14 protein-coding genes are annotated in these 13,258 nt (G+C 38.4%); 10 read left to right on the forward strand and 4 right to left on the reverse strand.

Features of this window, described 5'->3' with window-relative positions; genetic code table 11:
- Positions 1 to 130 precede the first annotated feature (130 nt).
- Positions 131 to 1,249, reverse strand: a complete 1,119-nt coding sequence (gene bchI, locus H6G25_RS15275) for a magnesium chelatase ATPase subunit I (RefSeq protein ID WP_190393223.1) — start codon at positions 1,247 to 1,249, stop codon at positions 131 to 133.
- Between the two features lie 218 nt (positions 1,250 to 1,467).
- Here bchI and H6G25_RS15280 point away from each other — a divergent pair, with 218 nt between their 5' ends.
- The 6 genes from H6G25_RS15280 to H6G25_RS15305 all read left to right on the forward strand — a co-directional run bounded on the left by H6G25_RS15280 (position 1,468) and on the right by H6G25_RS15305 (position 4,525).
- Positions 1,468 to 1,647, forward strand: a complete 180-nt coding sequence (locus H6G25_RS15280; RefSeq protein WP_190393224.1) for a hypothetical protein — start codon at positions 1,468 to 1,470, stop codon at positions 1,645 to 1,647.
- Between the two features lie 73 nt (positions 1,648 to 1,720).
- The gene (locus tag H6G25_RS15285) at positions 1,721 to 2,416 is read left to right on the forward strand and encodes a hypothetical protein (protein ID WP_190393225.1); all 696 of its coding nucleotides are present in this window, start codon (positions 1,721 to 1,723) and stop codon (positions 2,414 to 2,416) included.
- A 160-nt stretch (positions 2,417 to 2,576) separates the two neighbouring features.
- Positions 2,577 to 3,065, forward strand: coding sequence for a hypothetical protein (locus H6G25_RS15290; RefSeq protein ID WP_190393226.1), 489 nt, complete (start codon positions 2,577 to 2,579; stop codon positions 3,063 to 3,065).
- Between the two features lie 182 nt (positions 3,066 to 3,247).
- Positions 3,248 to 3,799 carry a hypothetical protein gene (locus H6G25_RS15295; RefSeq protein ID WP_190393227.1) on the forward strand — a complete coding sequence of 184 codons (552 nt, stop codon included), beginning with the start codon at positions 3,248 to 3,250 and terminating at the stop codon, positions 3,797 to 3,799.
- 73 nt (positions 3,800 to 3,872) lie between these two features.
- Complete coding sequence (locus H6G25_RS15300; RefSeq protein WP_228036400.1) at positions 3,873 to 4,196, forward strand: type II toxin-antitoxin system ParD family antitoxin; 324 nt, start codon at positions 3,873 to 3,875, stop codon at positions 4,194 to 4,196.
- A 5-nt stretch (positions 4,197 to 4,201) separates the two neighbouring features.
- A complete protein-coding gene (locus tag H6G25_RS15305; RefSeq protein ID WP_035368182.1) occupies positions 4,202 to 4,525 on the forward strand; it encodes a type II toxin-antitoxin system RelE/ParE family toxin in 324 nt (107 codons plus the stop codon).
- Positions 4,526 to 4,760: 235 nt separating this feature from the next.
- Here H6G25_RS15305 and H6G25_RS15310 read toward each other — a convergent pair whose 3' ends face one another.
- Together H6G25_RS15310 and H6G25_RS15315 are read right to left on the reverse strand one after the other, a co-directional pair.
- Entirely contained in the window at positions 4,761 to 5,381 is a 621-nt protein-coding gene (locus H6G25_RS15310) for a (2Fe-2S) ferredoxin domain-containing protein (protein ID WP_190393228.1), read from the reverse strand.
- Positions 5,382 to 5,396: 15 nt separating this feature from the next.
- The gene (locus tag H6G25_RS15315; RefSeq protein ID WP_190393229.1) at positions 5,397 to 5,654 is read right to left on the reverse strand and encodes an Asr1405/Asl0597 family protein; all 258 of its coding nucleotides are present in this window, start codon (positions 5,652 to 5,654) and stop codon (positions 5,397 to 5,399) included.
- A gap of 349 nt (positions 5,655 to 6,003) precedes the next feature.
- On the opposite strand from H6G25_RS15315, the gene H6G25_RS15320 reads away from it, so the two are divergent.
- The 3 genes from H6G25_RS15320 (at position 6,004) to H6G25_RS15330 (ending at position 11,970) form a co-directional block, all read left to right on the forward strand.
- Positions 6,004 to 6,558, forward strand: a complete 555-nt coding sequence (locus H6G25_RS15320; RefSeq protein WP_137906554.1) for a Dps family protein — start codon at positions 6,004 to 6,006, stop codon at positions 6,556 to 6,558.
- A 507-nt stretch (positions 6,559 to 7,065) separates the two neighbouring features.
- Positions 7,066 to 10,326 (forward strand): carbamoyl-phosphate synthase large subunit, encoded by a 3,261-nt coding sequence (carB, locus tag H6G25_RS15325; RefSeq protein WP_190393230.1) that lies wholly within the window; start codon positions 7,066 to 7,068, stop codon positions 10,324 to 10,326.
- 687 nt (positions 10,327 to 11,013) lie between these two features.
- Positions 11,014 to 11,970 carry an RNA polymerase sigma factor, RpoD/SigA family gene (locus H6G25_RS15330; protein ID WP_190393231.1) on the forward strand — a complete coding sequence of 319 codons (957 nt, stop codon included), beginning with the start codon at positions 11,014 to 11,016 and terminating at the stop codon, positions 11,968 to 11,970.
- Positions 11,971 to 12,040: 70 nt separating this feature from the next.
- Here H6G25_RS15330 and H6G25_RS15335 read toward each other — a convergent pair whose 3' ends face one another.
- Positions 12,041 to 12,706 carry a hypothetical protein gene (locus H6G25_RS15335; protein ID WP_190393232.1) on the reverse strand — a complete coding sequence of 222 codons (666 nt, stop codon included), beginning with the start codon at positions 12,704 to 12,706 and terminating at the stop codon, positions 12,041 to 12,043.
- A 263-nt stretch (positions 12,707 to 12,969) separates the two neighbouring features.
- Between H6G25_RS15335 and H6G25_RS15340 the strand changes: the two genes are divergently transcribed.
- A complete protein-coding gene (locus H6G25_RS15340; RefSeq protein ID WP_190393254.1) occupies positions 12,970 to 13,197 on the forward strand; it encodes a hypothetical protein in 228 nt (75 codons plus the stop codon).
- Positions 13,198 to 13,258 lie beyond the last annotated feature (61 nt).

A 13,258-nucleotide genomic window follows, 5' to 3' on the forward strand; every position in this document is an offset into this window, starting at 1 on the left:
ATTAACTAATTAGGTCTGGCTGAATTGAGGCATAAAAATCAAGAATTACCTTTCTCAAACTCTTAGTCTTTATCCCTGGAGCGTCTCTGCGTGAGACAAATTCACACTTTCATTCAGCAACGCCAACTAACTAACGAGTGCCTGCTTTTATACCTGTACCGTTTTTATGTGAGGAATCTTCTGGAAGTTCCACACCAAAAACCCGACAAAAGACCTTTTCCACCTTATAGCCAGTATCAATAGATTCCAAGGGATCTTTCCGCAAGCGGTGACGCAGACATAAAGTAATTACCCGACGGATATCGTCAACTGTAACCTCTGTCCGGCCTTCAAAAGCGGTTAAGGCTTTAGCAGCGCGGTTAGTAACAATATCACCCCGCAAACCATCCACATCTAATTCTGAACAAACTTCGGAAATTTTCACCCGAAAATCATAGTCTAAATTAACTTGTGGTAATAATTCCTGAGCATTGACAATTTGCTGTTGTAATGCTACTTGGGGGGTTTGGTGTTTTTCCAAATACACAGCAGGATTTTGGTCAAATTCCCCTCTTTCTTCCACAATTTGCACTCGCAAAGCTGGTTCTTTAACTGTGTGAATTTCTGCGTGCATTCCAAAACGGTCGAGTAATTGAGGACGCAGTTCCCCTTCTTCCGGGTTTCCTGAACCAACAAGCACAAACCGCGCGGGGTGACGAATAGAAATTCCTTCCCGTTCAACGGTATTCCAACCACTAGCTGCGGAATCCAGAAGAACGTCTACTAAGTGGTCATCTAACAAATTGACCTCATCAACGTACAAAATCCCCCTGTTGGCTTTAGCTAGTAGTCCTGGTTCAAAAGCCTTCACACCCTCAGATAAAGCCTTTTCAATGTCAATTGTGCCACAAACCCGGTCTTCTGTTGCGCCTAATGGTAAATCTACCATTTGCACCTTTTTATGAGCAATGGGAACTTCTAACCCTTGGGCTACTTGTTGACGCACTTCATCACTCATTAAGTCCGGGTCGTTGGGGTCGCTGTTGAAGGGGTCATTGGCAACAACAGGTATTTCCGGTAATAAGTCCGCCAATGCGCGGATAGTTGTAGATTTTCCGGTGCCGCGATCGCCCATAATCATTACACCACCAATTTTTGGGTCAATTACGTTTAGCAGTAGCGCCAGTTTCATTTCTTCTTGACCGACAATGGCTGTAAATGGAAAGACCGCACGACGCGCACTCGCACTAGCTTGAGCAGTTGAAGTCACTAAATTACCTTATAATATTTCGGATGACAATTTCTTATTTTGACACATCTGGGGAGATGAAGGGGTGGGTATTGTGCAAATTTCCAATTTTCCCAGTTGCTCCTCTAAATCCCTTTCCTTAAGAACAAGCAGCACTGCGAGAGAAACAAAGACAACAAGCAGCAATACAAGCTGAAAAGGCTAACCAGGCTTTGCGAAGAAAATCACAAAAAACAATTGTGTTAACTCCAAAGAAACGACAATTACCACCTAAACCACAAAAAGCGAGGGAAAAACAGGAAAATACACCACGTTCACATGATAATGTAGTTGATGTGACTAAACCTTCGGAAAATACACATCTCATTCCTAAAGCTTCCGATGAATTAGAACAGGTAATCAAAGAGGGTAATCAATAATGAAATTCACAGTTAAAGTTTTAAAGGTTTAATTGCTTTATTTGTAACTAGCTCGGCTTTGTTTTTAACGCCAATGAAAAGTGATGCTCAGGTTAATATGAAATCACTGGCTGAGGTGGCTGATAGTTGTCAGGAAGATGTTCCTTCTAAAAAATACTATCAACAAATGCTCTTGGATATTTCTCGGATAGATAACGAAAATTTAAACGAATGTATCTACTCCCGATATCATTACTCCTTAATTTTGGATAAACTCCCTGAACTCGCTTCAACAGGAGAAATACTACCAGGGTATCCTGGTTCTGTAGCTGTTGGAAGATTAGCAAATAACTTTAATAACTATGAGAATCCACACTACGGTTCCAAGTTGTTAGACTGTATTATTGCTAAAAATATCTCTGGTGACGTATGCAACAAGAGCAAACTAAGTATTTCCGACGGCCAAAAATATAGGTCTTATTCGGCTTTAATATCATCTTGGCTTTCATCCTACTTACCATACGTTTGTCCTTCTTGTGTTATGGCTAATGACGAAGTATCAGGTTCAAGAGAGGCAATTTTAAAAGCTTTTATCCAATGGTTTATTAAACTTGATAAACCACAAAGAAGAGAAGTGATTTCTCTTTTAGGAGATGAAGATGAAGCTCGTGTATTGAGGCAATCACTAAAGAATGAATCCCAAAAAGCAGTAGGAGAATATCAGGAAACACGCGCAAGGGTTTGGCAGCAGGAACAGGAGAGACGGAGAAGAGAATTACTTGGTAATTAGGTTTTTGGCATCCAAATAATTATGCGTTAAGGCGTAAATATTATTTTTGTTCATCACTTAAAATATTTTACGCCTTACGTAATTTTGATATTAATTATAGACAAAAAAGCTATGATATACTAATATAATATTAGGCTATAAATTGTTCTGAATCTTAATTATGTTCAATAACCCATTTAGTATTGCCTCACAAAAAGAACCGACTCAATTTGAGAAAGACATTGAGCATTTAGTAGAACAACTAAAATCAGAAGTTAATAGGATACATGATCACTACAAGATTCACCCCAATCCAGGAACAATGTGGATATATGGCAGTATACATCGTGAAAATCAAGAAATGCTGCTATTTCGGAAATGTGCTGATCATCTGTTACTTGAAATGTATAGTCATGAGATAACAGAAACCGAGCCAAAAAGTATTAGTGAGGCTTATCAATATATAAGAGAACGAGGACAGGTTAACTACAGGAAAAACGAAAATAAAAAACTTGCTCTTGAATTAGCTATATGGATTGATGATGTTGAAGCAGTTTCAGTAAATGGAACTTTAAATGATGTTATAAAAGCAATAGAAAGTTTAGAAAGTAGACTTTCTGATTTTAAGCATTTTAAACATTTCAAACCAAACTTTTTAAAATCAAATTAACCTAAAATAATCAAAGTAGGTTGGGTTGACGCAAGGAAACCCAACATTAGTGATAGGATAGTAAGGAGTGTTGGGTTTCGTACCTCAACCCAACCTACAATAAATGTTGTTTCACATAAAGGAAACGGTAGAGCCATATTTATTTTGACTCTAACTTTCAATATTAAAACTGAGGCTGTATTATGACTTTATCTTATATAGTATTAGAAGGTAATAAAAACCAAGAAATCTTAGAAAAATTACTGCCTAAAAATTTAATTCAAGATGTGAAAATAGTAGTAGGTGAAAGTCAGTATGAAGTAAGATCATTAGCAAGTTCCCTCATTGCTACTAGACATATTCCTGTAATATTAATGTTAGATACACATACAGATAACGAATCTCAAATATTTCAAAAAACGGATTTAATTAATTATTTATTACGTCGTGCTGCGGCTAAAACCCCTTTTCAAGTATCTTTAGCTATTCCCGAAATGGAAATTATATTTCTCCAAAATAAACCATTAATTGAAAAAATAGCCCAACGTGAATTTAATGATTTAGAATGGCAACTAGCGCAAAGTAAACCTAAAGAATTTTTAGAGATAGTTTTAGGCACAGAAAAATCAATCAACGAGAAAATATTTAGCAATATCAATGATGAAGAAATTAAGATATTACAACAACATCCATTAATACAAGAAATAATGATTTTCCTATCATCCCTTAATGTATCTTCTGTTGCAATTAACTAACCATATATTTGTAGGTTGGGTTGACGCAAGGAAACCCAACAACACCAACTATAATCAATCGTTTTTTCTAGTAATGGCAGAAAATGACAAAACCTGCCATAATATAGAAAATAACATTCACGGAAATCACCTCATGAAAAGTATGAATATTTCCTTACCTGACACCATGCGAGCTTACGTAGAACAACTGGTAGCACAAGGTGGTTACAGCAGTGTTAGCGAATACTTTCGGGAATTAGTACGACAAGACCAAAAACAAAGAGCAAAAGAACAACTACAGACCATGCTTTTAGAAGGATTAAATTCTGGAGAAGCTACAGAAATGACAGCACAAGAATGGGAAGATATTCGTCAAGCAGTCAGAGACAAAATTAACAACCGTCAAGGTGCAATTTAGCTGTGATGTTTGAAATTAAAAAAAGACCTCAAGTTATCCGTGACTTGATAGATTTAGCAACCTACATAGCAGAAGATAATTTAGATGTTTCTGACCGTTTTTTAATAGCAGCAGAAACAACATTTAAACAATTAGCTAAAACTCCAGCTATGGGAAAAATCTGTCAATTTTCTCATCCTAATTTAACAGATATTCGACAACAATCAATTAAAGGATTTAGAAAATATCTGATTTTCTATCGCATTTTTGAATCAGAAATTGATATTTTGCGAGTTATTCATAGTGCAAGAGATATCGGAACAATATTAGATGAGGATTTACAATTATGAACGTAGGTTGGGTTGACGCAAGGAAACCCAACAATAATCAATAACGGCGTAACGTAGAATTAATGATAATAAATAATTAAAAGAACGTAGGTTGGGTTGACGCAAGGAAACCCAACAATAACCAATAACAGCGTAACGTAGAATTAATGATAATAAATAATTAAAAGTAATGATTGTTTTCTTAATCAAGTTTAGGGTGCGTTACGCTGTCGCTAACGCACCCTACGGATCTAAACTAAACTTCAACAAAGCTGGGAATATTTACCATTAAATCCTCCCTTTTCTCCCGAATTTCCCCAGAAAAATGCTTATCTATTAAATCTGCAACCTGTTCGGCTTTAACTTTACTATAACGAGTTTTATCAGGCATAACTAAATTAGGACCAGCTTTACAGTTTTTCATACAGCCAGTACCTTTAATAGCGACTGAATTTTCTAAACCATAATTTGTTAATTCTGACTCCAAAGCTTGACACAAAGCTTTACCTCCGCGCTTCATACAATCAGATTTTTGACAAACTAGAATTGTTTGCACTTTGTCCGGTTTCGTCTTAGCTAGATTTTGGGCTGTAACTGTTCCCATATCAGCACTTGCAGCCATAACTCGTTCCGCTACCAATGTTACCTGATCTTTTTTGGCGTTGTATTGTTTTGTCCCCACAACTTGTAACCAAGTCCCTTGAGGTAAACGCAAATCAAAAGCACTCCGTAAATGTTTGGCTAATTTTATATAACATTCACCTTCGGAAGTCCATAATAACAAGCCTTTTAGCTTATATCCATCCTTGATGACAAAATCCAAAAATCTGCCCTCAAAACAAAATTCTGTCACTTGTGAATTAGTATATATACTCATTTTTCCCCTATCTAACTAAAATTTTTGGTAACGAATACGCCAACTATTTTCGATGTTTTCAATCAAGTCTTGACGAGAAGCACTGAATTGTTGAATTACACTCCAGAGTTGAATAGCTGCGGTGGGGTTATTTATTTCTACCATTAAGGGCTGGTTAGTCTCACAAATACAAATTATATCTAATTCTTGTAAGCGTTGATAAACCTGCCAACGGTCTGCCCAATCTATATCAATAACGTGCTTTTTGTCTGTTTCTGAGCTAGAAGATTTCAAGTGGATAGCCCCCAAAATGCCATAAAATTGCAGTTAAACTAGAAACTCACAGCCTAAATTTACAACTTAGTGGGAGTTTAGCCTCTTTCTCCAGAATACACTAAGTGCAAAATATTGTCATTAATTTTGAGAAAAAATCTCATCGTTTTTAAATTGGGGGATATGCACATTTTGCAATTTAAGTCAATATATATAGCTACAAAGGTAGATATATTACAAAAATTGATGATTGCAATTACTAGTAATGTCAAATTTTTTAATATTTAGTAGCCTTGTTTTTATTTTAAAAATGCTAAGATGTTAAAGGTAAGCAGTTAAAAACCATAACTCTTAAAAAGAGAGGAAAACCATGTCTGATACGCAAACTATATTACACAATTTTGGTCAGGTTTATGACAATCCTGTATTATTAGATCACAGTGTAACCGCACCAGTTGTTGAAGGATTCAATGTCGTATTAGCTAGTTTTCAGGCATTGTATCTACAATATCAAAAACATCATTTTGTAGTTGAAGGTGCAGAATTTAATTCCCTGCATGAATTTTTCAATTCCAGCTACAAAGAAGTACAAGATCACATTCATGAAATCGGTGAACGTTTAAATGGTTTGGGTGGAATACCAGCAGCAAGTTTTAGTAAATTAGCTGAATTATGCTGTTTTGAAACAGAAGCAGATGGTGTATTTTCGGCGCGGAAGATGGTAGAAAATGATCTAGTAGCCGAACAAGCATTAATTGGTGTAATTCGCCGTCAAGCTTCACAGGCTGAGAGTTTGGGTGATAGAGGTACAAGGTATTTGTACGAAAAAATCCTCTTAAAAACTGAAGAAAGAGCTTATCATTTAGCTCACTTCTTAGCTAAAGATAGTTTAACCTTGGGTTTTGTCCAACGGGCTGAAAACTAAACTTTTCGTAATCTCAACTCAACTAAACTTAAATGGTAAAAATTTTTAGTAATTGAGAATTTTACAAAATTAATCCTTTTGGCAGAAAAGTGTAAATTATCCTTTCTGCCATTTTTTATAATTGCATATTTTCTATATTTAGCTAATTAAAAATATTCTCATTTATCCATGTAAATATAAATGCAATTTCTCAAATATTTCACATATATCTAAAAATAACTTATTGATAATCTATTTCAAAAAGAATAATTAAGCAAATAAAAATATTTAGCAACAACTTAATTATTATAACTTATAACCAATAAATAAACACTTAACCTCTCTGCGTCTTTGCGCCTCTGCGTGAACAAAAAATATGAAAACTAGTCAGAAAAATCCTCCATATCCATAATTCTTTCCCCTGTTAGCAATTGCTACCCGGAAAAGTTGATAATGAATGGCATGATGGGGGGTAAAGACCTTTAAAATAGTCCAAGATTTGTATTTTTGTCATCTAAGGTAAAAACTATGCCCCGTCGTCAAGACCTCAAAAAAATTCTCCTGTTGGGTTCAGGTCCCATTGTCATTGGCCAAGCCTGTGAATTTGATTATTCTGGAACTCAAGCCTGTAAAGCCTTGCGAGAAGAAGGCTATGAAGTAGTGCTGGTAAATTCCAACCCAGCGACAATTATGACTGACCCTGAAACAGCAGACCGCACTTATATTGAACCGCTGACACCGGAAATAGTGGAAAAAGTTATCGACAAAGAACGACCAGATGCTTTGTTACCAACTATGGGTGGACAAACCGCGTTGAATTTAGCTGTGGCTTTGGCAAAAAATGGCGTTTTGGAAAAGTACAATGTCGAGTTAATTGGTGCGAAATTACCAGCCATTGAAAAAGCCGAAGATAGGAAACTGTTTAACGAGGCCATGGCGAAAATTGGCGTAGCAGTGTGTCCCAGCGGTACAGCTTCTACTTTAGAAGAATCTAAAGCGATCGCTTTAGAAATCGGTACATATCCCCTAATTATCCGTCCAGCCTTTACAATGGGGGGGACGGGGGGCGGTATCGCCTATAATCAAGAAGAATTTGAAGAAATGGCCCAGGTGGGTATTGACGCTAGTCCGGTTTCCCAAATTCTCATTGACCAGTCTTTATTGGGCTGGAAGGAGTATGAATTAGAGGTAATGCGAGATCTAGCCGATAATGTTGTTATTATCTGTTCTATTGAAAATCTCGACCCCATGGGGATTCATACAGGAGATTCTATCACGGTTGCCCCCGCTCAAACTCTCACCGATAAGGAATATCAACGGCTGCGGGACATGGCCATTAAAATTATCCGGGAAATTGGTGTAGAAACCGGTGGTTCTAATATCCAGTTTGCAGTAAATCCCGAAAATGGTGATGTAGTCGTAATTGAAATGAATCCCCGTGTATCTAGAAGTTCGGCTTTATCTTCCAAAGCTACGGGTTTTCCTATCGCCAAAATTGCGGCTAAGTTGGCGGTGGGTTATACGTTGAATGAACTACAAAACGATATTACCAAGAAAACTCCCGCTTGTTTTGAACCGACAATTGACTATGTTGTCACAAAAATTCCCCGGTTTGCATTTGAAAAATTCCCTGGTTCTGACTCGGTACTCACGACACAAATGAAGTCAGTGGGTGAGGCCATGGCCATTGGCCGCACATTTAATGAATCCTTTCAAAAGGCTTTGCGGTCCCTGGAAACAGGCCGCGCTGGTTGGGGCGCTGATAAGTCCGAAAAATTGCCCAGCGGTGAACAAATTCGCGCCCAGTTGCGGACACCAAACCCAGAAAGAATCTTCTCTGTACGTCATGCTATGCAATTGGGAATTAGTAATGAGGAAATTTACGAATTAACAGCTATTGACCCCTGGTTTTTAGATAAGTTACAAGAACTGCTAGAAATAGAAAAGTTTCTCAAACGCACTCCATTAAAGCAGTTGACAAAAGAACAGATGTATGCAGTCAAAAGAAATGGTTTTAGCGATCGCCAAATAGCATATTGTACTAAAACTAAGGAGGACGAAGTTCGCGCCTATCGCAAATACTTAGAAGTTATCCCCGTTTATAAAACCGTTGATACCTGCGCGGCAGAATTTGAGGCCTTGACTCCATACTATTATTCTACTTACGAAGAAGAAACGGAAGTATTACCTAGCGATAAACCCAAGGTGATGATTTTGGGAGGTGGTCCCAACCGTATTGGCCAAGGGATTGAGTTTGATTATTGTTGTTGTCATGCTGCGTATTCTTTACATGATGCCGGGTATGAAACTATTATGGTCAATTCTAACCCAGAAACGGTTTCTACAGACTATGATACCAGCGATCGCCTCTATTTTGAACCGTTAACAAAAGAGGACGTTCTCAATATCATTGAAGCGGAAAATCCCCAGGGGATAATAGTCCAATTTGGTGGTCAAACACCATTAAAATTGGCTGTACCGTTGCAAGAGTATTTACAAGGAACAGGGAATAGTATTAATACAAAGATTTGGGGAACATCACCTGATTCTATAGACATGGCGGAAAACAGAGAACGGTTTGAAAAGATTCTTCAAGAATTAAATATCGCTCAACCGCCTAATGGTATGGCTAGAAGTTATGAAGATGCTTTAATTGTTGCCAAACGTATTGGGTATCCAGTGGTGGTGCGTCCTAGTTATGTACTAGGAGGACGAGCGATGGAAATAGTTTATTCTGATACTGAATTGGAAAGGTATATGACCTTTGCAGTTCAAGTAGAACCAGAACACCCCATTTTAATTGATAAATTCCTGGAAAACGCCATTGAAGTAGATGTAGATGCGATCGCAGATCACACTGGTAACGTTGTTATCGGTGGCATCATGGAACATATCGAACAAGCGGGTATTCACTCAGGTGATTCCGCTTGTACCTTGCCCTCGATTTCCTTATCTCCAGCAGTGCTAAACCAAATCCGTTTATGGACAGTACAACTAGCACAAGCTCTATCCGTAGTGGGATTAATGAATATTCAGTTCGCCATAGTTGGTAATAATAGTTATTCTCCCCAGGTGTATATTCTGGAAGCTAACCCCAGAGCATCACGGACTGTTCCTTTCGTATCTAAAGCTACAGGCGTACAATTAGCCAAACTAGCCTCCTTAGTTATGTCGGGTAAAACCTTAGAGGAACTAAAATTCACCAAAGAAGTCATTCCCTCACATATAGCCGTTAAAGAAGCCGTTTTACCATTTAGTAAATTTCCGGGTACAGATACCATATTAGGTCCAGAAATGCGCTCAACAGGGGAAGTAATGGGCATTGATAGGGATTTCGGCCGTGCCTTCGCTAAAGCAGAATTAGGTGCAGGGGAAAAACTACCGCTGCAGGGGACTGTATTTGTATCTATGAGTGACAGAGATAAACCTTTAGCCGCTGATGTGATTAAAGAGTTTATTAAATTAGGCTTTACAATTATGGCCACCCAAGGTACACGCCAAATTCTGCAAAAAGCAGAGTTAGAGGTGACATCAATTCTTAAACTCCATGAAGGTCGTCCTCATGTTCTTGATGCTATCAAAAATGGAAACATTCAACTCATTATCAATACACCCTCTGGAGAAGAAGCCCATGCAGATTCTAAGCTAATTCGTCGCACAGCTTTAGGTTACAAAATTCCCATTATTACCACCATTGCAGGCGCTAGGGCTACAGTCGCTGCTATCCGTTCTCTGCAAAATACTACTTTAGATGTCAAAGTTATCCAAGAATACTGTCATCAAAGTTAATGTCAATTGTCAGTTATTTTTTTAGGACTTCAGCCCCAGTGACGAGAGAATGAACCACATTCTAGAACTAGAAGCGTTCAGCGAAGGTGTTGTCAAAGGATAGGACAGGAAGGAAAAAGGTTTTAACCGGATTTTACCTTTACCCCAGTCCTATTTTCTTAACCACTAACCACTAACCATGGACAATGGACCATTAACACAAACATTAAGCAATTATTATAAGAGAATAATTATGGTTATTATTGAGATATTTTAACAAATATGAGGAAGGAATTTTTTTCGGGAAGAATTTGGCTCAAACCCTTTAAATGTAAGATGTTCAGCAACTTGAGATTTTGAGGTGATGTCAGTTGGCTGGGAAAGTGCGGATTTTGCGGTAGTCAAATTATTCTCATAAATGTTACAATTCTTAATATCGCTAAAAACGCAAAAAATATCTGACTTGCTACCCTGTATCTAGGCCATAGATACTTGTAAAAATCAGGATATAAATGTAGTATTTAGCGGTAAAATACCTAATTTCCCAAAAGATGAGCAACAGTCTTTGACTAGGCGCTTTTGTTGTCAACCATCATCATGGTTTCTAGTCCAATTAGGTAGCAACCTCCCAATATGATGATTCGATTCACGAGTCTATCAAAACACAGCACACAATAGTGTAACCCACCATTACCAAAGAGTAGCGCCATGAAGACCGCTAAAACAGCTACCGACCTCGTGCGGACTTACCTGCGTGAGATTGGCCGTGTGCCACTCCTCACCCACGAAGAAGAGATTTTTTATGGTAAACAGGTGCAACGATCTACTGCCTTGCATGAGATCCGGGAAGGTCTTGCTACCCGGTTGGGTCATCCACCAAGTTTAGAAGCATGGGCAGCAGCATCTGATTTAGAAGTATCAGAATTAAATCGGGCGATTTCCGAAGGTGAAACAGCTAAACGAAAAATGGTAGAAGCCAATCTCCGACTAGTCGTTTCTGTTGCCAAAAAGTACATTAAGCGCAATGTTGATTTACTTGACCTCATTCAAGAGGGCAGTATTGGTATGCAAAGAGGTGTCGAAAAATTTGATCCTACCAAAGGCTATAGATTTTCTACTTATGCTTATTGGTGGATTCGTCAAGCTATTACCCGTGCTATTGCCGAAAAAGCCCGGACTATTCGCCTACCTATTCATATTACCGAAAAACTCAATAAAATTAAAAAAGCCCAGCGTCAACTATCCCAGGGATTGGGACGTGCACCCACGGTAGCTGAATTATCCCAAGAATTGGATCTAACACCCAAACAGGTACGAGAATATCTAGAAAAAGCTCGCCTGCCATTATCTCTAGATTTGCGTTTAGGAGATAATTATGATACTGAACTTGGGGAAATGTTAGAAGATACAGGTGCAACACCGGAAGATTTTGTCATGCAAACTTCCCTATCTTATGACTTAGAGCGGATGATGTCAGAACTCACCCCCCAACAACAGGATGTAATTAGTCTACGCTTTGGACTAAAAGATGGACAATCCTTAACTTTGGCTAAAATTGGTGAAGTCCTGAATATTAGCCGGGAACGGGTTCGTCAAATTGAACGCGAAGCCTTAAGCAAACTTCGCAAATCTAAAGCCATCATGAATGAGTATCTTGCAAGTTAGTCGCTCGGTTTCTGCTTCATGGGTGGAGTTTTCCCACCCATGCTCACTCGTGGGTAAGTCCTAAATTATTTTAATATCCCAGTGGAGATGGAGGTTCTGGTTGTGGATCTGGTTGGGAAGTTGAGAATAATGAGTGCGGATAATTATTAGAGGTCAGTGGTAAGAAAATTGTTCTCTCGGAAGTCGGTGATACCAGTTCCGTACCAGGCTTTTCTGCTTCCTCTGCCATCTTGCTAGTCAGTGCTGCATTTGCAGTATTTAACTGTCGCTCATGGCGTTGTAAACTTTGTAGTTTGCGGTAAGACTGACTCCAAAGCTCCTGGGAATATACTGTCCCACCATAAACTATTAATGTCGCCACCACTAATAAAAATGCTAAAACGGACGAATAGCGATTGGCTATATACAAACGTAGCAACCAAACAGGTATAGTTTCAGTATCACTAATGTTGTGTACACTCGTCCTTGATTGCTCATGGGCATAAGTAGTGGTTTTTTTTCCTGATTCTGGGATTGAATTCCCTATTGCTGTATTATTTCTGGGAGCAAAGGAAAAGTTCATCCAGTTATTGCGAGTACCAGAGGATTTAACTGCTACCGTTTCACTACCAAGCCTGGAGGAACTCTGTGTTTTTTTATCCAGACTTCGAGAACGTCGTCTTTTCAATGACCAAGGAGAGTTAGGCCAGAACCAAGTATTTTTTGCCAAAACTGCTGATTTACGTTCAACAACCATAATTTTTCTGATGGTAAATTCTGTATCTTCGATGATTATGAGATTTTGCCTAAAGTTACATTTCCAAATCGGGTTGGAGCTATTGTAACCCCTTCAGAAAGCTGAAATGACGATTTGTTCATATTACATATAACCCACAGAAGTGTTACGAAATAGAATAAGTTGAAATATGTAATCAAAAAACCGTTAAAAAAAATCAATAAATAAGGTATCTTATTCAACAGGCGAAATATTTTATGCCCACAATTGGTGAAAGAGGAGTTATGAAGACAAAAGTTTTTGGTTTGGCTCTCATGTTAAGTCTGGCTACTATGCTTGGAGCTTGTGAAGGTGGCGGTGGACCAACCGCTACTCCTAGTTCTCCAGCTGCAACAACAGGTGGTGAACCAGCAGATACTGGCGCTACCCCTAAAGAGACAACACCTCCTGCAGCGACAACATCTCCTAAAGCGACAACATCTCCTGCAGCGACTCCCTCCAAAAAACCTTAGTATAGGATTGTGAGTCTTAACTCCTGGGCTGGATTTAATTCTTGCCCAGTGTCAGTTCTTC

Source organism: Dolichospermum sp. FACHB-1091, assembly GCF_014697585.1.
In the GTDB taxonomy this organism is placed as follows: domain Bacteria; phylum Cyanobacteriota; class Cyanobacteriia; order Cyanobacteriales; family Nostocaceae; genus Dolichospermum.